Raw genomic sequence first — 22255 nt, 5'->3', positions numbered from 1 at the left:
GAGAGTCTCATGCCCCTCAAAGTCGCGCTACAGATGGACCCAATCGGGTCGGTCCATATCAACGGTGACAGCACGTTCCGCATCGCGCTAGAGGCGCAGGCGCGGGGACATTCGTTGTTTTTCTATACGCCTGACAAGTTATCCTTTGTCGAAGGCCGGGTGATGGCACGCGGCTTTCCGATCACCTTGCGGCGCGAGCTTGGCAATCATGTCAGCTATGGGCCAGAGGCTGAGGTTGATCTTTCGGAGTTTGATGTGGTCTGGCTGCGGCAGGATCCGCCGTTTGACATGGGCTACATCACCACGACGCATCTGCTGGATATGATTCACCCCAAGACTTTGGTGGTGAATGATCCGTTTTGGGTGCGGAATTACCCTGAGAAATTGCTGGTTCTGCGGTTCCCCGAGTTGACGCCACCGACTGCGATCGCGCGGGACTTGCAGACGATTCGTGAGTTCAAGGCCCGGCACGGCGATATCATTTTGAAGCCGCTTTATGGCAATGGCGGGGCTGGGGTGTTCCGGCTGGATCCGAATGATAGGAATTTGGCGTCGCTTTATGAGATGTTCACGGGGATGAACCGCGAGCCGCTGATTGTGCAGAAGTTCCTGCCGGATGTGTCCAAGGGCGACAAGCGCGTGATTTTGGTCGATGGCGAGCCGGTGGGTGCGATCAATCGGGTGCCGCAGGCCGGAGAGACGCGGTCAAACATGCATGCGGGAGGGCGGCCGGAGAAGATCGGGCTAACGGCGCGCGATCTGGAGATTTGTGCGGCGATTGGGCCGGTCTTGCGTGAGCACGGGCAGATTTTTGTCGGCATCGACGTAATTGGCGATTATCTGACCGAGATCAATGTGACCTCGCCGACGGGGATACAGGAGTTGGAGCGGTTTGACGGCACCAATACTGCCGAGCGGATTTGGAAGGTGATTGAGGCCAAACGCGGGTTGTAGGCGGATGGCTAGTTTTTCACGCCCACAGCCAAACGGTAGCTGACAGCTTCGGCGATATGGGGCAGGCGGACGCTAGGGGAGGCGTCAAGGTCGGCGATGGTGCGGGCGACGCGCAGCACACGGTGGTAGCCGCGCGCGGAGAGGCCGAAGCGTTCGGCGACTTTGGCGAGCAAAGCACGGCCTTCGGGATCGGGGGCGGCCACTTGTTCAAGAAGGCTACCCTCCATATCGGCGTTGACGCGGGTGTTCTTATGGCCTTGGAAGCGTTTGGTTTGCAAAGCGCGGGCGGCTTGCACGCGGGCGGCAACCGTTGCCGAGCTGTCGCCAGAGGATGGCAGGTCGAGGTCGGTATAGGCCACCGGGGGGACTTCGACGCGCAGATCAAAACGGTCCATCAGCGGGCCAGAGATGCGGCCAAGATAATCCTCACCGCAGATCGGCACTTTGGCGCAGGCGCGGGCGGGATCGGACATATAGCCGCATTTGCAGGGATTGGCGGCGGCGATCAGCAGGAAGCGGCAGGGATAGCGGATATGGGCGTTGGCGCGCGCGACCGTGATCTCGCCGGTCTCGATGGGTTGGCGCAGGGTTTCCAGCACGGCGCGGGGGAATTCGGGAAATTCGTCCATGAACAAAACGCCGTTGTGGGCTAGGGATACTTCGCCGGGTTTTGCGCCTTTGCCTCCCCCCACGATGGCGGCCATTGAGGCGGTGTGATGCGGTTCGCGGAAGGGACGAGAGCGCGAGATGCCGCCTTCGGAGAGCAGCCCGGCTAGCGAATGAATCATCGAGGTTTCAAGGGCTTCTTGTGCCGACAGCGGCGGCAGTATACCCGGCAGGCGTGCGGCGAGCATGGATTTCCCGGACCCTGGCGTTCCGACCAGCAGCGCGTGGTGACGGCCAGAGGCGGCGATTTCCAACGCCCGTTTCGCGCGTTCTTGCCCCTTCACGTCGCGGAAATCACGTCCGGTGGCTTGCGGCGCAACCTCGCCTGCTTCGGCTGGGGTGATCGGGATTTGTCCGGTGTAGTGGCGCACCACATCGTTGAGGGTGGCGGCGGCAAGGACTTGGGTGGCGCCGACCCAAGCGGCTTCGGCACCGCAGGCTTTCGGGCAGAGCAGCACACAGTCTTGTTCGGCGGCGGTGATGGCGGCGGGGAGTGCGCCGAGCACCGCGATCAGGCGGCCATCGAGGGAGAGTTCGCCGAGGGCGACGGTGGCCTCCACCGCGTCTTTCGGGATGATTTCGAGGGCTGCCAGCAGCGCCAGAGCGATCGGCAGATCGAAATGCGAGCCCTCTTTCGGGAGATCGGCGGGCGATAGGTTGACCATGATGCGCTTGGACGGCAAAGCGATCGACATCGCGGCCATTGCGGCGCGGACGCGTTCTTTCGCTTCGGACACCGCCTTGTCGGGCAAGCCTACGACGCCGAAATACGGCATGCCGGGGGCTATGGCGCATTGCACCTCAACGATGCGAGCCTCAACGCCTTCAAAGGCCACTGTATAGGCCCGCGCGACCATTGCACCCCTCCCGTTAGCTTTGGTTAACGGCTAGGGGGCAATGGTTTACGAATGGTAAAGATCAGCCGTCAGGACTGATAAATCGCCATGAATTTCGGCCATGCTTCGGGGTCGGCCATGGTTTTGTCGCGGCAGAAAGCGTTGCAAAAGCCGATGCGGCGGCCTGATATTTCAAGCACATGACTGATGGGCTTGCCAGAATAGGGGCAGGCGGTGTTCTCGGCAGCGCTACCTTCGAAGGGGCGGGCGGCAAGGGGAACCGGGCCGGGCCACAGGCGGCGGGGGTAGTCGCGGTGATAGAAATCCTGATCCGCGCCGTCGATCATCCCCATTGCGCGCCAGCGGCGGAAGGAAGGATGGGCGAGATGGGCGTGAACGTAGGCCATGGCTTGCGCCGAAAGCGGCAGGTTATAGCTGGCGATGCGGGCAGCGACGGGGGCGAAGAAAGCGTCGGCGGCAGAGTATTCGCCGCAGAGCCAAGTGGTTGATCCGGTTTCATTTTGTGCCCATGCCCAGATGGTTTCAAGGCGCGCAAGATCGGCCAGAACATTGGGCGGGCGCGCGCAATCGGTATAGCTGACGCGCAGGTTCATCGGGCAATGGCTGCGCAGGGCGGCAAAGCCCGCGTGCATTTCGGCGGCGAGAACGCGGGCAATGGCGCGGTGTTTTGGGTCGCTGGGCCAAAGGCCCGCTTCGGGGTGGCGGGAAGCGAGTTCTTCGGCAATGGCGATGGTTTCGGGCACAACCACGCCGTCGGGCGTGCGCATGGTGGGGGCGGTCTTGGCGGGGTAGAAGTCTTTGAGAAGATTGGGAAGTTCATCGCTATAGAGGCGGGCGGTGTACAGTTTGACGGGGATGTTGAAGGCATCGAACAGCAGCCAGCCGCGCAGGCTCCAACTGGAATAGGCGCGGTCGCCGATCACGAGGTCATAGGTCATTGCAGGCTCCGAGGTTTGGGTTGGGCGCAGGCTAGGCGATGCGCGGGCGCGATGGAAAGCGGTGATTTGTGCGTGGGTCCATCACGGGAACTGATGGAAAGAAAGATAAATCACAAATCGAGCGTTCTGCTGGCATCCAAAGTGGCGTGGCCTGCGTATCATTAATGTGAACCGCAAAAGCAGGGCACCGAGACGATCGGGGGATCAGATGACACTTGACGCACCCTATCAGCAGGTTTTGTCGCGGCAAGCGCGCGCGGCGGAGTTGTTGGATGCAGAAACCGAGTTGCGGCTGGCCTATGCGTGGCGCGATCAGCGCGATGAGGCGGCGCTGCATAGGTTGATCACGGCATATATGCGGTTGGCGATTTCGATGGCCTCGAAGTTTCGCCGCTATGGTGCGCCGATGAATGATCTAATTCAGGAAGCTTCGCTGGGGCTGATGAAGGCGGCGGAAAAGTTTGACCCGGACCGTGGCGTACGATTTTCGACTTATGCGGTGTGGTGGATCAAAGCCAGCATACAGGATTATGTGATGCGGAATTGGTCGATGGTTCGAACCGGCAGCACCTCGGCGCAAAAATCACTGTTTTTCAACATGAAACGGGTGCAGGCCAAGTTGGAGCGCGAGGCTGCCGCGGAGGGTCTGGTGCTGGACCAACACCAGTTGCGCGAGAAAGTTGCGCATGAAATTGGTGTGCGGGTGGCGGAAGTGGAGATGATGGAGGGGCGGCTTGCGGGCTCTGACGCATCGCTGAACGCGACGCAGGCGGCGGATGAAGACGGGCGAGAGTGGATCGATACTCTGGAAGACGAGAGTGTGCAGGCGTCCGAACGGGTGGAGTTTTCGCATGATACTGAGCGGTTGCGCGGTTGGTTAGTGGCGGCGATGGGTGGCTTGACGGCGCGAGAGCGTCATATCGTGGCGGAGCGGCGGCTGCGGGATGAGCCGAGGACATTGGAATCTTTGGGGGTGGAATTGGGCCTGTCCAAAGAACGCATCCGGCAGCTAGAGGCGGCAGCTTACGTGAAGCTGCGGCGGTCTTTGGAAGCGCAATCGCCGGAAGTGCTGGCTTTGCTTTGAAACCTGTGCCGCTTTAGGGCGTTGAGTTTGGTCCCGGTGCCGCCTACATCTATGGGGGGCCAAGGGAGTGGGCGATGCTGGCGAACAAGCGGATTTTGCTGATCATTGGCGGCGGCATTGCGGCCTACAAGTCTTTGACCTTGGTACGGCTTTTGAAGCGGGCGGGAGCTTCGGTGACTCCGGTTTTGACGCGGGCAGGGGCGGAGTTTGTTACGCCGTTGTCGGTGAGTGCGCTGGCCGGTGAGAAGGTTTATCAGGCCCTATTCGATCTGACCGAAGAGTCCGAGATGGGGCATATTCAACTGTCGCGGGTGGCGGATCTGATCGTCGTGGCACCGGGAACGGCAGATCTGTTGGCGAAATTGGCGCAAGGACGGGCGGATGATCTGGCTTCGACGCTGTTATTAGCGACTGATACCCGCGTCCTGGTGGCCCCTGCGATGAATGTCCGGATGTGGCGGCATCCGGCGACTCATCGGAACGTGGCGCAGGCGCGGGCGGATGGCGTTCTGTTCGTTGGGCCGAACGCGGGCGAAATGGCCTGCGGCGAGTTCGGGCCGGGGCGCATGGCGGAACCCGAAGAGATTATGGCGGCGATTTCTGGCGCGCTGTCTGACGGGCCTTTGGCTGGCAAGCATGTGCTGGTGACCTCAGGACCGACGCACGAACCGATTGATCCGGTGCGCTATATTGCCAATCGGTCCTCGGGCGCTCAGGGCACGGCGCTTGCGGTGGCACTGCGAGATCTGGGCGCGCGCGTGACGTTTGTGACCGGGCCTGCGGTGGTGCCAGCGCCGCAGGGCGTGGCGGTGGTGCGGGTGGAAACGGCGGCCCAGATGCTGGCGGCGGTAGAGGCGGCTTTGCCCGCCGATGCAGCGGTGATGGCGGCGGCGGTGGCGGATTGGCGGGTGACCAATGCCAGCGGATCGAAGCTGAAGAAGGACGGGATGGGACGGGCCCCGGCGCTGGAGTTTGCCGAGAACGCGGATATTTTGGTGCGTGTTTCCAAGGGGACGCAGCGGCCAAAGTTGGTGGTGGGGTTTGCGGCTGAGACTGACCGGGTCGCGGAATATGCGGCGGCGAAACGGCTGCGCAAGGGCTGCGATTGGATCGTGGCGAACGATGTCTCGCCCTGCACCGGGATCATGGGGGGCAGCGAGAATGCGGTGACGTTGATCACTGACGCAGGGGCCGAAGTTTGGCCGCGTATGGGCAAAGATGCGGTGGCGCGGGCTTTGGCAGAGCGGATTGCGGCGGTTTTGTTGCGGTAACGCCGGAATTTTCCGGAAAATTCCGTGGGATAAGGTCTGTCGGGTTGCGTTGGGTTATAAGTTGGCTGCCTCCGGCGGGGATATTTGAGCAGAGAGGATGACCATGACGCTTGTACAGGTGATGTGGGAGGAGTGGGCGGATCGGGCAGTCGCGTTGCCTGCCTACCAGACCGCTGGGGCGGCGGGGGCGGATGTTTGCGCCAATTTCCCCGAGGCGGATCGGGCGGGCGGAATTGTGATTGAGCCGCTGGCGCGGGTGATCGTGCCTACGGGGATTCGTGTCGCAATTTCAGTGGGATATGAGATGCAGATCCGGCCTCGATCTGGGTTGGCGGTGAAATTTGGCATCACTTTGCCGAACACGCCCGGAACGATTGATAGCGATTACCGTGGCCCGTTGGGGGTGGCTTTGATCAATTTAGGCGCGAAGCCTTATGTGGTGCGGCATGGTGACCGGATTGCGCAATGTGTGGTGGCACCTGTGGTGCGGGCGCGATTTCAAGTGATTGATATATTAGATGAAACTGTGCGGGGCGCGGGTGGCTTTGGCTCGACGGGTTTTGGGGGGGCTGCCCCGCGTTCGGGTGGAAAAGACTGATGTTGGTTGTCGCACTCGCTTTCGCACTTTGGGTTTTGGGCGGAGTTTTGGGCACCCCAAAGCGGCTGCGTTGGGGTGCGATTGCGGCTTTGTGGCTGGCGACGATTTTGGTGAATTTGCTGCTGCCTGCGGGGCATCCGTTGCGCGAGACGACCGGCGGCGATGCTCGGGTTTGGGCCGCGGTGGCCTTGGGTTTCAGCGCGGTACTGGGATACTGGGTTCTACTGCAAGGGTTGAAAAATAGGGTGGAATTGGCGGCGCCGGTGATCTCGCCCGCAGCGTTTTCCAGCGGCGAGGTGGAGCGCTATGCCCGGCATATTCTGCTGCGCGAGATTGGCGGGCCGGGGCAGCGAAAGCTTAAGGATGCGAAGGTTTTGGTGGTAGGGGCGGGGGGGCTTGGCGCTCCGGCTCTGCTCTATCTCGCTGCGGCGGGAGTGGGCGAAATTGGGGTGATTGACGACGACACGGTTGATCCCAGCAATTTGCAGCGCCAGATTATTCATAGTGTTCAACGTATTGGCATGGATAAGGTGCGTTCAGCGGAAATCGCGATGAAGGCGCTGAACCCGTATATTGTGGTGAAGCCTTACATGCGGCGGCTGGATGAGGCCTCGGGCGGGTTGATCGCGGAATATGATCTGGTGCTGGATGGCTCGGACAATTTCGACACGCGGTATTTGGTCAATCGGTTGTGTGTGGCGGCGGGAAAGCCGTTGGTGGCGGCGGCGATCACGCAATGGGAGGGGCAGCTTTCGGTCTATGATCCGGCGAAGGGGAGCCCTTGTTATGAATGCGTTTTCCCGGTGCGGCCAGCGCCGGGCACGGTGCCAACTTGTGCCGAGGCTGGGGTGGCGGCCCCTTTGCCGGGGGTGATTGGCAGCATGATGGCGATGGAGGCGGTGAAGCTGATCACCGGAGCCGGCGAGCCGTTGCGGGGGCGGTTGTTTATCCATGATGCGCTTTATGGTGAGACTCGGGTGATTGGGCTAAAACCACGGGCGGATTGCGCCGTCTGTGGGGTAAATCATTGAATATGCTGTATTAACAGATTTGGCAGCCGAAATTTTGCGGTGTGACCTGATGCTTTTTCCGGACTGACGCTGTGGATTTTGCTGATTTGTAAACTTTTTTGTGAGAATCCTTACTTGGTGAGGTTGAAACCTTGCGCCACTCTGGCCCGAAAGCAGGAGGGTTTTCAGGGGGAACTTGCTGGGCATCTGCCTTGATGCGGTGGCGGCATTTGTGCTGGGCTGGCTTTGGTCCTCGCCGAAGATATTTTACAAGATCTGGACCCAGGCGGCGGAGATCAGCCATTCGCCCGAGGATAAGATGGGCGTGGCCTTTGGCTTACTGGTACTGGGGCTGATCCTTCATGCGGTGTTTGTCGGGGAGATGCTGGCGCATGGCATGGTCGGGCCGCTGCTGCTTGCGATCGGACCCTTCATCGTGATGGCCTATTCGAATTCGGCGTTCAAAAAGCTGGGCAACGCGGCGCGTCTGGTCGATGCTGGCAGTTGGGCCGCTGGTGATCTTGGCGCAATGGCTGGTGGGCGGCGGCGCGCCTTAAGCGCGCCCTTTGATCTAACCGATCCGGTAGCTGGAGGCGGTGACGCCGCCGAAGATGTTTTTGTCGTGATAGGTCAGGGTGGCGGGCTCAAATTCGGCGGCACCTAAAGCGGCGAACAGCGGTACGAGATGGTCTTCTTTTGGGTGGCAGATGCGGGCGGAGGGGGCTTTGTCCCAGTCCAGCAGGGTATTGCTGCGTTGGTCGCCGGGCAGCGCCATGGTGGCGGACAGCCATGCGTCAAACGCTGCGGACGGAGCTTTGGCGCCGGGGCCGAACAGCCGCAGGTTGTGATAGCTGAGACGCGAGCCTACGATCAGCACGCCTTCATAACGCAGCGGGGCTATGGCGCGACCGAGGGCGAAATGTGCTGCGGGGTCGTAGCTGTGTTGCAGCGAGATTTGGAAGATTGGAAGTTCGGCGTTGGGATACATCACATAAGCGGGCGCGAAGGTGCCGTGATCGAAGCCGCGTTTGGGGTCTAGGTGTGTCGGCAAGCCTGCGGATTTGATCAGATCGGCGGTGCGCTGGGCGAGGTCTGGTGCGCCGGGGGCGGGGTAGGTGATTTTATAGGTCTCGGGCGGGAAGCCGCCGTAATCATGAAGCATTCCGGGGTGGACTACGGACATCACGGCGAAATCGTCTCACTGCCAATGGCCGGACATCATCAGGATGGCTTGCGGGGCGGTGTCGATTTTTTAGGGCATCCGGGCGAGTGCGGTTTCCAAGCTGGCGAGCATCTGGCGCATGTTTGGCAACCAAGGCCAAGGGCCGCCACCGTGGGAGATGAAATGAGTGGGAAGTTTGGGCATCTGGGCCTGTTGTGGTTATAGGAAAGATGACGCCAAGGGAGGGTTGGTGCAATGGGCGGATGTGGCGGGGATTTGGGTGCGGGGTGTGCAGTTGTGCGCAGGGCGTGTGATTTTGTTTATGATTTGTTCACGCCTTCATTCTAAATATGTGGGACGACAAGTATCCTTGGGCGCGCGGTAGACATGAAGGCGATGGACGCAATCTATTTAGCAGTTGCAATAACTGGATTGATCCGGAGCTTTTGGGCTTGCGTGATGTTCCGGCCTGGCGGGACGGCTAGGCCTGATTGCTGTCTGCTGCACCGGGCCCTGCTTGGGCTTACCTTGGATGAGAAACGCGTCATTCGGAGCCTATATCGTGCGATATTTGCGCGCTATGGCCCCCTTGCCCCCGCCCCCCAATCGCGGCCATACTCCCCCATCCACTCTGTGACAGGGAGTTCACATATGAAGATTGCTGCTGCCCTTGCGGGCCTTGCTTTGAGCTTTTCTGCAGCTTTTGCGGGCGATTTGCCCGATCTGGGCGGCAAAGAGATCACCATAGTGACCGAGAATGCTTATCCGCCGTTGCAGTTTGTCGACAAATCGGGCGCGGCGGTGGGTTGGGAATATGACGCAGTGGCGGAACTTGCCAAGCGGCTGAATTTCACGGTGAAATACGCCAATATCTCTTGGGAGGCGATGATTCCGGCGGTGTCGGAGGGGCAGTTCGACATGGGCATGACCGGCATCACCATTAAGGAGGATCGCAAAGAGAAGGTCGATTTCTCGGAGCCTTACATGCGGTCGGAAAGCATGATGTTGGTGCGCGGCGATGAGGCGCGGTTCACCGATGCGCCGACATTTGCCACCAATGCCGATCTGCTGGTCGGCGCGCAGGCGGGGACAACGCCGTTCTACACGGCGGTGTATTCGGTGCTGGATGGCAATGAGGCGAACCCGCGGATCAAGCTGTTTGAGACCTTTGGCGCCAGTGTTGAGGCGTTGAAATCGGGCGATGTTGATACGGTTCTCAGCGATATGACGGCGGGCAAGGGCTATGTCGATGCCTCTAACGGCGGGCTGAAGCTGGTGGGTACACCGCTGGGGTCGGAAGATTTCGGCTTTATTTTTCCGAAAGATTCAGACTGGGAAGCGCCGATCAATGCCGGGATTGCGGCGTTGAAGGCGGATGGCACGTTTGAGGCGCTGAACAAGAAGTGGTTTTTGGATTACAAGGCGGAGTGATGGAAGCGGCCCCGATGTAGCGTCGGGGCCATTCGGATGAAGGCTTTGAAAGATCAGGATTTTCCGTGGTGGCTGGTGGCGCTTGGCGGCATCGGGGCGCTGCTGTTTTATCAGGTTTGGGCGAGTGAGGTTTACTCCTCGGCGATGCGGTTGCTGGCCAAGGGGATTTGGCTGACGACTTTTGTGACCGTGGTGGCCTATGCGATGGCCTGCGTTTTGGGGCTTTTGTTGGCGATGGCGGGGCTGTCGCGATTTCGCGCGATCCGACAAGTGGCGCGGTTTTACATCGAGGTCGTGCGCGGGGTGCCGATCATGGTGCTGCTTTTGTATGTGGCCTTTGTGGCGGCTCCGGCGGCAATTTATGGCTGGAACTGGCTGACGGCGCATTTGGGGCTGGAGCCGGTGAAGACGCGGGATTTTCCGCTACTGTGGCGGGCGATTATCGCGCTGACCTTGGCCTATTCGGCATTCTTGGCGGAAGTGTTCCGGGCTGGGTTGCAGGCAGTGGACAAAGGACAGATCGAGGCGGCGCAGGCGCTGGGCCTGTCGGGCTGGCAGCGGTTTCGCCATGTGGTGTTTCCGCAGGCGTTTCGGATGATCCTGCCGCCTTTGGGCAATGATTTTGTGGCGATGGTGAAAGACAGCTCTTTGGTGTCGGTATTGGGGGTGGCGGATATCACGCAACTGGGCAAGGTGACGGCGGCGGGGAATTTCCGGTATTTTGAGACCTATAATCTGGTGGCGCTTCTGTATCTGACGATGACGGTGGGGTTGTCTTTGGTGTTGCGCCGGATTGAGGCGCGGTTGAAGGCGCGCGATCAGCGGTAGGTGGCGTGATCTGATTGCGCGCGTGCCGCGCAAGTCGCTTGAGCGCTTACGCGCGGTGGGCGCCTTGTGCGCAGGTTGGATTGGGATTGAGCTGTTGCGTTTGACGCCTCTGGCGGACGCTCTGCGCGGAGTATTTCAAAAAGAGCAACTCGGAGGGTGGACCTTATAAGGTGCGGTGCCTAGCTTTGGCGCAAAGGAGATTTACGATGAATGTTTTACTGGGCGCTTGGGACGGAGAATTTGGGCTACCGCCATTTGCGGCGATTTCGGACGCGGATTTTGCCCCGGCCTTTGACGCTGCTTTGGTCGAGGCGCGGGCGAATATCGCGGCGATTGCCGAGCAGGCTGAGGTTACGTTTGCCAATACCATCGAGGCGATGGAGCTGGCAGAGGGGGCTTTGGACCGGGTGGGCGGGGTGTTTTACAATCTTGCGGGGGCGGATTCGACGGAGGCGCGCGAGGCATTGCAGATGGATCTGGCGCCGAAGATGTCGGCTTTTGCCTCGGAAGTGACCAACAATACCGCACTGTTTGGCCGGGTGGAGGATCTGTTTCAGCGGCGCGATGCGTTGGGGCTTTCGGTGGAGCAGCTGCGGGTTTTGACATTGTATCACCAGATGTTTGTGCGGTCTGGGGCTTTGCTGGCGGGCGCGGAGGCTGAGCGGTTGACGGCAGTGAAGTCTCGGTTGGCGGTTTTGGGCACGCAGTTCAGCCAGAACCTGTTGGCGGATGAGCGTGGCTGGTTCATGGAATTGACCGAGGCCGATCTGGAGGGGTTGCCAGAGTTCGTGGCGGCCTCGGCGCGGGCGGCGGGGATTGAAAAAGGCGCGGCTGGGCCAGTGGTGACGCTGTCGCGGTCTTTGATCGTGCCGTTTTTGCAGTTTTCTCCTCGGCGTGGGCTGCGGCAAAAGGCTTATGAGGCTTGGGGTTTGCGCGGGGCGAATGGCGGGGCTACGGACAATCGCGGCGTGGCGGCAGAGATTTTGGCGTTGCGGGCAGAGCGGGCAGTTTTGCTGGGTTATGCTAGTTTTGCCGATTACAAGCTGGAGCCGGAGATGGCGAAGACTCCTGCTGCGGTGCGGGATTTGCTGATGCGGGTTTGGCAACCTGCGAAGGTCAAGGCTTTGGAGGATGCCGCGATTTTGGAGGTGCGGCTGCATGCGGATGGCATCGCGGGGCCGCTGGAGCCGTGGGATTGGCGGTATTATTCAGAGAAGCGGCGTGCGGCGGAGCATGATTTGGATGAGGCGGTGTTGAAGCCTTATCTGGGGCTGGAGGCAATCCTCAACGCCTGCTTCGATTGTGCCAATCGATTGTTCGGGCTAGAGTTCCGCGCCTTGGACATTCCGCTTTATCATGCTGATGCAAGGGCTTGGGAGGTCACGCGCGGCGGCACACATGTCGCGGTGTTCATCGGCGATTACTTTGCGCGCGGATCAAAACGCTCGGGGGCTTGGTGTTCGGCGATGCGGTCGCAGCGCAAATTGGGCGGAGATCAGCGGCCCGTGGTGGTGAATGTCTGCAACTTTGCCAAGGGTGATCCGGCTTTGTTGTCTTATGACGATGCGCGGACGTTGTTCCATGAGTTCGGCCATGCGTTGCACCAGATGCTGTCGAATGTGACCTATGGTTTCATCAGCGGCACGTCGGTGGCGCGCGATTTTGTCGAGCTGCCGAGCCAGCTTTATGAGCATTGGATGGAAGTGCCGGAGGTGCTGGAAAAGCACGCGCGGCATTGGCAGACTGGTGCGGCGATGCCTGCCGATCTGATCAAGCGGTTGTTGGATGCGGGGACTTACGATCAGGGGTTCTCGACGGTGGAGTTTATATCCTCGGCCATGGTAGATCTGGCGTTCCACGAGGGGGCACCGCCCGCCGATCCGATGCAGAAACAGGCGGAGGTGTTGGAGGCTTTGGGCATGCCGCGTGCCATTCGGATGCGGCACGCGACGCCGCATTTCGCGCACGTGTTCTCGGGCGACGGCTATTCCAGCGGCTATTACAGCTACATGTGGTCAGAGGTGATGGACGCCGATGCGTTTGCGGCCTTTGAGGAGGCGGGGGATGCGTTTGATCCGGCCACGGCGGCGCGGTTGGAGAAATTCATCCTTTCGGCGGGCGGTTCGGAGGAACCGGATGTTTTGTATACCAAATTCCGCGGCCGGATGCCGGGAGTGGAGCCTTTGCTGAAGGGGCGTGGTTTGGTTGAGGTTGTCTAGGGGCTTTCCGCCCCTCGGCCTGCGGCCTCACCCTGAGGACATTTGGGCCGATGTGAATGGAACGGCTTTCGCATTGGCTTCACAATACCCTCGTGGCGCGCATCCGGCCATTGTGGCGGGCGCGGGTTATCGCAGCTGGCTTGGGGCTTGGCCGAATTTGGTTCGAAAGCTGCGTGACAGGGCTGAGGCCGAGGAAAAGCCGCAGCGCAGGGCGACTTCGGCCAAGGGGTGGCGGGTGTCGGTTATCATGCGGCGTGCGGCCGCGAGGCGCAGGGTGAGGGCGTAGGTCGCGGGCGGCAGGCCCAGGCTGACCTGGAAGATTTGCTCGAGGCGGCGCGGCGACAGGCCGATGGCGGTTGCAGTTTGTGCTGTGGTTTCGGGGGCGTCGAGGGTGGCTTCCATGCGGGCGATGGCGGCGCTGACGCGCGGGTCTAGGCGCGGGTCGGGCTTTGCGTGCGTCATTTGCGGTTCGTGGCCGTCGCGGGCCGTGGTGATGAAAGAGGCCGCGACTTGCAGCGCCAAAGCGGGGCCGTGGCGGGCGCGGATCAGGTGCAGCATCAGATCGCAGGCAGGTGCCGCGCCGCCTGCGGTGAAGCGGTTGCGGTCGATCACAAAGCGGTCGGGGGCGACGTCGATTTGAGGATGGGTGGCGGCGAAATCCTCAAGGTCTTCCCAATGCACGGTGGCCTTAAAGCCGTTCAGAAGGCCCGCGCGGGCCAGAACCCAAGCGCCTGCGTCGATGCCGCCGATGGCTGCGAAACGGGGGGCGGCGCGCGCGATGTCGCGGATCAGCGGTTGGGTGGCGGAGTGGGATTGTTGGAATCCGGCGATGACGATGAGGGCGTTGGCGCCTTCCGCGGCGGTCAGCGGGCCGTTGGACGGCAGTTCAATGCCGCAGGTCAGCGGAACTGGGCGGCCATCGGGGGAGACGACGCGCCACCGGTAGGCGTCATGGCCGAGGTGGCGGTTGGCAGAGCGGAGCGGGTCTAGGGTGGAGGCGACTTCGAGGATGGAGGATTGCGGCAGCACCAGCAGCGCCAAGGTAAGCGGTTCGGCGCGGGGGGCGAAGATGGATGTGTTGATTTTTGCGGGTTTTGTCATATTTATTGCGTAAATCGTCAAGCGTGGCGTTGCAAGCTGGTTATGGTGTGGGCAATCGAATTGGAGGATTCCCATGCCCTTGGCCATGAACCGCGAAGTTTTCATCACCGCTGCCATCACCGGATCGGGCGGCACGCAGGACCGCAGCCCGCATGTGCCGCGCAGCCCTGAGCAGATTGCGAAATCGGCGATTGATGCGGCGAAGGCTGGGGCGGCGGTGGTGCATTGCCATGTGCGTGATCCTGAGACGGGCAAGCCGAGCCGCGATTTGACGCTTTACCGCGAAGTGACCGAGCGGATTCGCGATTCCGGCACCGATGTGGTGCTGAACCTGACGGCCGGTATGGGCGGCGACCTGCTGTTTGATGGAACCGAGAAGATGAACCAGATGGCGGGCCATTCGGATATGGTGGGTGCCACCGCGCGGGTGGCGCATGTGGTGGAATGTCGGCCCGAGATTTGCACGCTCGACTGTGGCACGATGAACTTCAATGAGGCCGATTATGTGATGGTCAACACCCCCGGCATGTTGCGGGATATGGCCAAGCGGATGACGGCGGCGGGCGTGCGGATTGAGATTGAGGCGTTTGACACCGGGCATCTGTGGCTGGCGAAAGAGCTTGCGCGCGAAGGCGTGATCCCGGCGCCGACCTTGGTGCAGTTGTGCATGGGCGTGCCGTGGGGCGCGCCGGACGATCTGAACACCTTCCTTGCCATGGTCAACAACGTCCCCGCCGATTGGCATTGGAGCGCCTTTGCGATTGGCCGCAATCAGATGCCCTATGTCGCGGCCTCGGTTCTGGCAGGCGGCAATGTGCGGGTCGGGTTGGAGGATAACCTGTGGCTGGATAAGGGCGTGCTGGCGAACAATGCGCAACTGGTGGAGCGGGCGGTGACGATCATCTCGAACCTTGGGGCTCGGGTGATTACGCCTGCGGAAGTGCGGGCGAAGCTGAAGCTGGAGAAGCGCGCGCCGTTGGCGAAATGAGGGTGGTCGGGTCCAAGGTTAAACTGTGGATGGTTGGCGCTGGCGTCGCAGTGGCGGTGTTGGCTGCTTGCGTTCCGATTGTGCATTGGGTGACTCCGAAGGGGCAACCCTTGACCGACGCGAGATGCGAAGATCATGTTCCTTCGAAAGACGGCGGGCCTGACGTGTGCAATTTTCGGACGACCAAAGATACTCCGAAGGATGCAGCAAGTTGCGAAGCTGACGGCGGGTATTTGCAGAGTTCAGTATTTGCTATGAATGATCCCCCTTTGTGCGTTTTTCCAAATGCGGACGATGGGAAGCACTGCACTAAGTCCACGGATTGTGAGGGAACTTGCGATGCCAAAACCCGCACCTGCCGGGACTCAAAGTTGTGGCAACCCTATCTGGACGAACAAGGCAACGAAACTCCCGGCATGGTTGAGTGATCAAATTTGAGAATTGGGGAAGATGCTAAGATGACGAAAAAAGCAGCGATCATTGGTGGTGGGGTTATTGGCGGCGGGTGGGCGGCTCGGTTTTTGCTCAACGGCTGGAATGTGTCGGTGTTCGATCCCGATCCGCAGGCAGAGCGCAAGATCAGCGAAGTGATGGCGAATGCGCGGGCGTCGCTGCCTGCGCTGAGTGATATTCCGATGCCGAAGGAGGGGGTGTTGTCCTTCGCGCAGACCATCACCGAAGCCGTCGAAGGCGCGCATTACATTCAGGAATCGGTGTCGGAACGGCTGGATTTGAAGCATCGGGTCTTTGCACAGATCCAACAATCGGCAGAATTGGGTACGCCGATCGGGTCTTCGACCTCTGGCTTCAAACCGTCCGAGTTGCAGGAAAATGCCGCCAATCCGGGCACCATTTTTGTCGCCCATCCGTTCAACCCGGTCTACCTTCTCCCGCTGGCCGAAGTGGTGCCGTCGCCGAAATCTGATCCGGCGGTGATTGAGAAAGCCAAGCTGATCCTGAAAGAGATCGGCATGTTCCCGCTGCATATCAAAAAGGAAATCGACGCCCACATCGCCGACCGTTTCCTGGAAGCGGTGTGGCGCGAGGCGTTGTGGCTGGTGAAGGACGGCGTGGCGACCACGGAAGAAATTGACGAGTCGATCCGCATGGGCTTTGGTCTGCGCTGGGGCCAGATGGGGCTGTTTGAAACCTATCGCGTCGCGGGTGGCGAGGCGGGCATGAAGCATTTCATGGCGCAGTTTGGGCCATATCTGACCGCCCCTTGGACCAAGCTGACCGACGTGCCAGAGTTCAACGACGAGCTGGTCGATCTAATCGCAGGCCAGTCGGATGCGCAATCTGGGCATCACACCATCCGCGAGTTGGAGCGTATTCGCGACAGCAACCTGATCGGTTTCCTGCGCGCGTTGAAGGATCGCAATTGGGGCGCGGGCAAGGTTCTGCGCGAGCATGACGAAGCCCGCGCGGTGGCCTTCCATGCCGAAGTGGACAGCGCGCCGAAGGATGCTCCGCTGGTCATGGCGCAGATGCAGGTGCTGCCGGGCTGGATCGACTACAACGGCCATATGACCGAAAGCCGCTATTATTTTGCCAATTCGGAAACCGTCGATGCCTTCCTGCGGCTGATCGGGGCCGGGATGGACTATGTAGCGGCGGGCAATTCGTTCTATTCGGCGGAAACCCACATCCGGCATCTGGGTGAGGCGAAGCTGGGCGATAAGCTGACCGGGACATTGCAGCTCATCAGCGCGGATGAGAAGCGGTTCCGCAGCTTCGTGCGGATCCTGAAGGGTGAAGAATGCGTCGCCACGATTGAGCAGTTGTGCCTGCATGTAAATATGGCTTCGGGTAAATCGGCGCCTGCTGGGCCGCAGGTTTGGGCCAAGCTGAAGTCGATTGCAGACGCGCAAGCCGGGTTGCCGCTGCCGGAAGGTGCGGGCCGGGCTGTGGGGCAGAAGAAATGAAAACCGTTCTGATCACGGCTGGCGCGAATGGCATTGGTCTGGTGATGGCGAAAGCCTTTGCCGGGGCGGGCTATCGCGTCTGGGTGACGGATGTGGATGTGGCGATGGTGGCGGCATTGCCGCCGGGGATTCGCGGCTCGGTCTGCGATGCCAGTCTTGAGCCGGGTATGCAGGCGTTGTTTACCCAGATCGCGGCGGATTGGGGCGGGCTGGATGTGCTCTGCGCCAATGCTGGCATCAAGGGGCCGACGGCGGCGATTGAAGATATGGATTTGGCGGCGTGGCATCAGTGTCTGGCCGTCAATCTTGATGGCGCGATGCTGGCGGCAAAACATGCGGCGCGGCTGATGAAACCGGCGGGCAAGGGTGTGATGATCTTCATGTCGTCCACCGCTGGGCTTTATGGCAACCCGTTCCGCGCGCCCTACGTGGCGGCTAAATGGGGCGTGATTGGCCTGATGAAAACAGTCGCCATGGAACTTGGGCCGCATGGCATCCGCGCCAATGCGATCTGCCCCGGTTCGGTCAACGGCCCGCGCATTGATCGGGTGATTGAGGCCGAGGCGGTGGCCAAGGGCATGACGCCCGATGCAGTGCGGCAAGGCTATGCTTCTGGCACCGCGCTGAAACGGCTGACCGACCCCGAAGATGTGGCGGCGATGGCGCTTTATTTGGCCTCTGACGGCGCGCGCATGATTTCGGGCCAGGCCCTGGCCGTCGATGGCATGACCTACAACGTTGATCCGTAAGGAAAAGAAATGAATTTCGGCCTGTCTGAAGAACAACAGATGATCATCGAGACCACCCGCGCTTTTGTGGAGAACGAGTTGTTCCCGCATGAGGCAGAGGTCGAGCGCACTGGCGTGCTGCGGCATGATCTGATGAAGGAAATCTCGAAAAAGGCCGTTGAGGCCGGGCTTTATGCGGCGAACATGCCCGAGGATGTCGGCGGCGCGGGGCTGGATACGCTGACGTGGTTGCTTTACGAAAAGGAACTTGGCAAGGCGAACTATGCTTTGCACTGGAACTGCGTGGCGCGGCCGTCCAACATCCTTCTGGCATGCACGCCCGAGCAGCGTGAGAAATATCTGTTCCCCTGCATCCGCGCCGAAAAGCACGACTGTCAGGCGATGACGGAACCCGGCTCGGGCTCGGATTTGCGCTCGATGAAGGCGTTCGCGAAGGCCGATGGCAGCGATTATGTGCTGAACGGCACCAAGCATTTCATCAGCCATGCTGACGTCGCCGATTTCGCGATTGTCTGGGTGGCGACGGGCGAGGAAGATACCCCGCGCGGCAAGAAAAAGCTGATCACGGCGTTTCTGGTCGACAAAGGCACGCCGGGATTCACCGTGCGCGAGGGCTATCGCAACGTGTCGCACCGCGGCTACAACAACATGATTCTTGAGTTTGATGACTGCCGTTTGCCTGCCAGCCAGATTTTGGGCGAAGTGCATAAAGGCTTTGAAGTGGCGGGCAAATGGCTGGGCGCAACCAGGCTGCAAGTGGCTTCGACCTGCCTGGGCCGGGCCGAGCGCGCTTTGGGCCATGCGATTTCTTATGCGGCAGAGCGCAAGCAATTTGGCCAGCAGATTGGCAAATTCCAAGGCATAAGCTTCAAGCTGGCCGATATGTCGATGGAGTTGAAAGCGGCGGAATTGCTGACGCGCGAGGCGGCGTGGAAATATGATCAGGGCACCGTGACCGAAGCCGATATGTCGATGGCGAAGCTGAAAGCCAGCGAAGTGCTGGCGATGATTGCCGATGAGGCGATACAGATTCACGGCGGTATGGGCTTGATGGACGAGCTGCCGCTGGAGCGCATCTGGCGTGATGCGCGGGTGGAGCGTATCTGGGAAGGCACGTCGGAAATCCAGCGTCATATCATCAGCCGTGAATTGCTGCGGCCGCATGGCGCCTAGCGAGAGGCCAAAACTATGAGCGAAATCAAGCGCCCGGTGATCTCCCTGAGCTATTGCACGCAATGCAACTGGCTGTTGCGCACGGCTTGGATGGCGCAGGAATTGCTGTCGACGTTTGGGCAGGACATCGCCTCGGTCTCGCTGATCCCGGCGACGGGTGGGCTGTTTCAGATCACGTTGGACGGCGAAGTGATCTGGGATCGCAAGGAAAAGGGCGGCTTTCCTGATGTGAAAGTGCTGAAACAAATGGTGCGGGATCGGGTGTGGCCAGAGCGGGATCTGGGCCATATCGACCGCGCAGGTAAGACCGAAGGATAGTGAATGGCCAATCTTGACCGCCTGCTGCGACCGCGCAGCATTGCCGTGCTGGGCGCGGGTTGGGCGCTGAATGTGATCGAGCAATGCCGCAAGATGGGCTTTGCGGGCGAGATTTGGCCAGTACATCCGACCAAGGCCGAGATTGGCGGCTTGCGCGCCTACGCCAGCCTTGCCGATCTGCCGCAAGCGCCGGATGCCACGTTTATCGGGGTGAACCGGTTCGCGACCATTGAGGTTGTGGCGGAACTGGCGGCGATGGGCGCGGGTGGGGCGATTTGCTTTGCCTCGGGTTGGACCGAAGCGGGCGAGCCGGAGTTGCAGGCGCGGTTGATTGCAGCGGCGGGCGATATGCCAATCCTTGGGCCGAATTGCTATGGGGTGATCAATTATCTTGATGGTGCGCTGCTGTGGCCGGATCAGCATGGCGGGATTCCGGTGGCGAAAGGCGTGGCTTTGGTCAGCCAATCCTCGAACATCGTGATCAACCTGGGGATGCAGAAGAGGGCGCTTCCGGTGGCTTATGTTGCCTGTCTGGGCAATGCGGCGGTGGTGGGCTTGGCCGATCTGGCGGGGGCTTTGCTGGACGATCCGCGCGTCACTGCCTTGGGGATGTATATTGAGGGCATCGACGACGCGGTTGCTTTCGCGGCGTTGGCGGAACGCGCGCGGGCGATGGGCAAGGGCGTGGTCTGCATCAAATCCGGCAAGACCGAGCTGAGCCGGACGGCGGCGGCGTCGCATACCGCATCATTGGCGGGGGGTGGGGCGGCGTCTTCGGCGTTTTTGCGCCAGATCGGGGTGGCGGAGGTCAACACGCCTTCAGAACTGATCGAGACGTTGAAGATTTTCCATGTCCATGGGCCGCAGATTGGGCCGCGGATATGCTCGCTGTCGTGTTCGGGCGGTGAGGCCGGGTTGGTGGCGGATTTGGCGGCACCTTATGGCATTGATTTCCCGCCAGTGCCTCAGGCGACGCATGATCGGCTGTTTGAAGTGTTGGGGGCGATCCCGACGATCTCTAACCCGCTGGATTACCACACCTTCATTTGGGGCGATGGGCCGAAGACCACCGAAGTGTTCACCGCGATGCTAGAGGCTTACGACGCGGGGCTTTACATCATTGACCCGCCGAGGAATGATCGATGCGATCCGGCTGGGTATCAACCTGCGTTGGACGCGATCGTTTCGGCGCAGAAAACCAGCGGCAAGATTGCTTTGCCCGTCGCCTCGATGCCGGAGAATTTTGATGAGCGCCAAGCGATTGCGCTGATGGATCAGGGGGTTGTGACCTTGATGGGGTTGGAGACGGCTTTGGCTGCGGTGAAAGCGGCGCAGGTGGCACCGGGGGTTTCGGGGTGGCGGCCTGCGGTAGCAATGGTACCGCGCGACAGCCGGATGTTGTCTGAGGCCGAGGGTAAGGCGTTGCTGGCACAGGCGGGTGTTGCGGTGCCGCGCGCCGTCAGCGGGACTTTTGCCGAAGTGGCCGCGGGGGCGGCGGGGTTAACCCCGCCCTACGCGCTGAAGGGCCTCGGGTTCGCGCACAAGACCGAAGCTGGCGCGGTGCGGTTGGGGCTTGCCTCGCTGCAAGGGCAGGCCGAGATGCCGGGGGCTGTGGGCTACCTGGTGGAAGAAATGGTCACCGGGGCGGTGGCGGAAATCCTGCTTGGGCTGCGGCGCGATCCGATTTATGGCGTGAGTCTGACGCTGGGGATGGGCGGGGTGACGGCGGAAGTGCTGGCCGATACCGTGACGATGATCTTGCCAGTGACGGAAGCGCAAGTGTTGCAGGCGATGCGGGGGTTGCGGTTGTGGCCGCTGCTGGATGGGTATCGGGGGCGGGCGCGCGCCGACATGCAGGCGGTTGCCAAGATTGCCGTCGCCTTGGGCGATCTGATGCTGACCGATGCCAGCCTTGAGGAAATTGAAATTAACCCGATCCTCGTGCGGCCCGAAGGGGCGGTTGCGGTGGATGCATTGGTAAGGATGGCTTGAGATGGAAATGCGAACCGAAGGCCCGATCAAAACCCGCCGCGAGGGGGCTATACTGGAGGTCACGCTCGACAGCCCGAAAGCCAATGCGATCAGCCTGAAAACCAGCCGGGTGATGGGGCAGGTGTTTCGGGATTTCCGCGACGATGACTCGCTAAGGGTGTGTATTCTGCGCGCGGCGGGGGAGAAATTCTTCTGCCCAGGTTGGGATTTGAAGGCGGCGGCGGATGGCGATGCGGTGGATGGCGATTACGGCGTCGGCGGCTTTGGCGGCTTGCAGGAATTGCCGAACCTGAACAAGCCGGTGATTGCGGCGGTAAACGGGATTTGCTGCGGTGGCGGGCTGGAACTGGCTTTGAGCGCCGATCTGATCCTGTGTTCGGCGAACGCAACCTTCGCCTTGCCGGAAATCCGGTCTGGCACGGTGGCCGATGCCGCCAGCATCAAACTGCCCAAGCGCATCCCTTATCATGTGGCGATGGACCTGCTTTTGACCGGACGCTGGTTCGATGCCGAGGAGGCTTTGCGCTGGGGTATCGTGAAAGAGATCACCACGTCCGTAGACCTGCTGCCCAAGGCTTGGGATCTGGCGCGATTGTTGGAATCTGGCCCGCCGCTGGTCTATGCTGCGATCAAAGAAGTGGTGCGCGAGGCCGAGAATATGCGCTTCCAAGACGCGTTGAACCGGGTGTCCAAGCGTCTGCTGCCGACGGTGGATAAGCTCTATTCATCCGAGGATCAGTTGGAGGGTGCGCGCGCCTTTGCTGAGAAGCGCGATCCGGTGTGGAAAGGCAAGTAACCCCTACATATCGGCGAAATCCGCGTCTTCATTGAATGGGCGGATTTCGATCTCGGTTGGCGGGTAATCCCCCCCGAAAGTAAGGGGCTGCATAAGTAGAATTTTCTCGGTAATATGAACGAGGAGATTCCGAATGAAGACAAGCAGATACACTGAGGCGCAGATCCTCGCGATCCTGCGTCAGGCTGAAGGCGG

20 protein-coding genes are annotated in these 22255 nt (G+C 60.7%); 16 read left to right on the top strand and 4 right to left on the bottom strand.

Features of this window, described 5'->3' with window-relative positions:
- Window positions 1-9 precede the first annotated feature (9 nt).
- Window positions 10-954 carry a glutathione synthase gene (gene gshB / locus Q7V03_RS03125; protein WP_304924147.1) on the top strand — a complete coding sequence of 315 codons (945 nt, stop codon included), beginning with the start codon at window positions 10-12 and terminating at the stop codon, window positions 952-954.
- 8 nt (window positions 955-962) lie between these two features.
- Here the strand turns inward: gshB and Q7V03_RS03120 are convergent, their stop codons facing one another.
- Both Q7V03_RS03120 and Q7V03_RS03115 read right to left on the bottom strand, forming a co-directional pair.
- Window positions 963-2477 (bottom strand): YifB family Mg chelatase-like AAA ATPase, encoded by a 1515-nt coding sequence (locus Q7V03_RS03120; RefSeq protein ID WP_304924146.1) that lies wholly within the window; start codon window positions 2475-2477, stop codon window positions 963-965.
- Window positions 2478-2545: 68 nt separating this feature from the next.
- A complete protein-coding gene (locus Q7V03_RS03115; protein WP_304924145.1) occupies window positions 2546-3415 on the bottom strand; it encodes a glutathione S-transferase in 870 nt (289 codons plus the stop codon).
- A 208-nt stretch (window positions 3416-3623) separates the two neighbouring features.
- On the opposite strand from Q7V03_RS03115, the gene Q7V03_RS03110 reads away from it, so the two are divergent.
- From Q7V03_RS03110 to Q7V03_RS03090, 5 genes are all read left to right on the top strand, one after another.
- A complete protein-coding gene (locus Q7V03_RS03110; RefSeq protein WP_304924144.1) occupies window positions 3624-4499 on the top strand; it encodes an RNA polymerase factor sigma-32 in 876 nt (291 codons plus the stop codon).
- 74 nt (window positions 4500-4573) lie between these two features.
- Window positions 4574-5770 (top strand): bifunctional phosphopantothenoylcysteine decarboxylase/phosphopantothenate--cysteine ligase CoaBC, encoded by a 1197-nt coding sequence (gene coaBC, locus Q7V03_RS03105; RefSeq protein ID WP_304924143.1) that lies wholly within the window; start codon window positions 4574-4576, stop codon window positions 5768-5770.
- A 103-nt stretch (window positions 5771-5873) separates the two neighbouring features.
- Window positions 5874-6368, top strand: a complete 495-nt coding sequence (gene dut, locus Q7V03_RS03100; protein ID WP_304924142.1) for a dUTP diphosphatase — start codon at window positions 5874-5876, stop codon at window positions 6366-6368.
- A complete protein-coding gene (locus Q7V03_RS03095) occupies window positions 6365-7399 on the top strand; it encodes a molybdopterin-synthase adenylyltransferase MoeB (RefSeq protein ID WP_304924186.1) in 1035 nt (344 codons plus the stop codon). Before dut ends, Q7V03_RS03095 begins: the two co-directional genes overlap by 4 nt.
- A gap of 175 nt (window positions 7400-7574) precedes the next feature.
- The gene (locus Q7V03_RS03090; protein WP_304924141.1) at window positions 7575-8042 is read left to right on the top strand and encodes a hypothetical protein; all 468 of its coding nucleotides are present in this window, start codon (window positions 7575-7577) and stop codon (window positions 8040-8042) included.
- Here Q7V03_RS03090 and Q7V03_RS03085 read toward each other — a convergent pair.
- A complete protein-coding gene (locus Q7V03_RS03085; protein WP_304924140.1) occupies window positions 7950-8561 on the bottom strand; it encodes a class III extradiol ring-cleavage dioxygenase in 612 nt (203 codons plus the stop codon). The genes Q7V03_RS03090 and Q7V03_RS03085 overlap by 93 nt on opposite strands.
- A 630-nt stretch (window positions 8562-9191) precedes the next feature.
- Between Q7V03_RS03085 and Q7V03_RS03080 the strand changes: the two genes are divergently transcribed.
- The 3 genes from Q7V03_RS03080 (at window position 9192) to Q7V03_RS03070 (ending at window position 13018) form a co-directional block, all read left to right on the top strand.
- Window positions 9192-9971, top strand: coding sequence for a transporter substrate-binding domain-containing protein (locus tag Q7V03_RS03080; protein WP_304924139.1), 780 nt, complete (start codon window positions 9192-9194; stop codon window positions 9969-9971).
- 36 nt (window positions 9972-10007) lie between these two features.
- On the top strand, window positions 10008-10799 hold the full coding sequence (locus Q7V03_RS03075; protein ID WP_304924138.1) for an amino acid ABC transporter permease: 792 nt from the start codon (window positions 10008-10010) through the stop codon (window positions 10797-10799).
- Window positions 10800-11005: 206 nt separating this feature from the next.
- Complete coding sequence (locus tag Q7V03_RS03070; RefSeq protein WP_304924137.1) at window positions 11006-13018, top strand: M3 family metallopeptidase; 2013 nt, start codon at window positions 11006-11008, stop codon at window positions 13016-13018.
- Between the two features lie 126 nt (window positions 13019-13144).
- On the opposite strand, the gene Q7V03_RS03065 is transcribed toward Q7V03_RS03070, so the two are convergent.
- Complete coding sequence (locus Q7V03_RS03065) at window positions 13145-14119, bottom strand: GlxA family transcriptional regulator (protein ID WP_304924136.1); 975 nt, start codon at window positions 14117-14119, stop codon at window positions 13145-13147.
- A gap of 73 nt (window positions 14120-14192) precedes the next feature.
- Here Q7V03_RS03065 and Q7V03_RS03060 point away from each other — a divergent pair, with 73 nt between their 5' ends.
- The 7 genes from Q7V03_RS03060 to Q7V03_RS03030 all read left to right on the top strand — a co-directional run bounded on the left by Q7V03_RS03060 (window position 14193) and on the right by Q7V03_RS03030 (window position 22060).
- Window positions 14193-15107, top strand: coding sequence for a 3-keto-5-aminohexanoate cleavage protein (locus Q7V03_RS03060; protein ID WP_304924135.1), 915 nt, complete (start codon window positions 14193-14195; stop codon window positions 15105-15107).
- Window positions 15108-15565: 458 nt separating this feature from the next.
- A complete protein-coding gene (locus tag Q7V03_RS03055) occupies window positions 15566-17032 on the top strand; it encodes a carnitine 3-dehydrogenase (protein ID WP_304924134.1) in 1467 nt (488 codons plus the stop codon).
- Window positions 17029-17781 (top strand): SDR family oxidoreductase, encoded by a 753-nt coding sequence (locus tag Q7V03_RS03050; protein WP_304924133.1) that lies wholly within the window; start codon window positions 17029-17031, stop codon window positions 17779-17781. The genes Q7V03_RS03055 and Q7V03_RS03050 overlap by 4 nt, the downstream gene beginning before the upstream one ends.
- Window positions 17782-17790: 9 nt before the next feature.
- On the top strand, window positions 17791-18954 hold the full coding sequence (locus tag Q7V03_RS03045) for an acyl-CoA dehydrogenase family protein (protein ID WP_304924132.1): 1164 nt from the start codon (window positions 17791-17793) through the stop codon (window positions 18952-18954).
- A 15-nt stretch (window positions 18955-18969) separates the two neighbouring features.
- Window positions 18970-19272: a SelT/SelW/SelH family protein gene (locus tag Q7V03_RS03040; protein ID WP_304924131.1), complete on the top strand. Its 303-nt coding sequence runs from the start codon at window positions 18970-18972 to the stop codon at window positions 19270-19272.
- Between the two features lie 3 nt (window positions 19273-19275).
- Window positions 19276-21264: an acetate--CoA ligase family protein gene (locus tag Q7V03_RS03035; protein ID WP_304924130.1), complete on the top strand. Its 1989-nt coding sequence runs from the start codon at window positions 19276-19278 to the stop codon at window positions 21262-21264.
- A gap of 1 nt (window position 21265) precedes the next feature.
- Window positions 21266-22060, top strand: coding sequence for a carnitinyl-CoA dehydratase (locus tag Q7V03_RS03030; RefSeq protein ID WP_304924129.1), 795 nt, complete (start codon window positions 21266-21268; stop codon window positions 22058-22060).
- Window positions 22061-22255: the final 195 nt, after the last annotated feature.

This window comes from Cypionkella sp., from assembly GCF_030652235.1.
Classification (GTDB): Bacteria; Pseudomonadota; Alphaproteobacteria; order Rhodobacterales; family Rhodobacteraceae; genus Cypionkella.
This window is presented reverse-complemented; position numbering and strand designations above follow the sequence as displayed.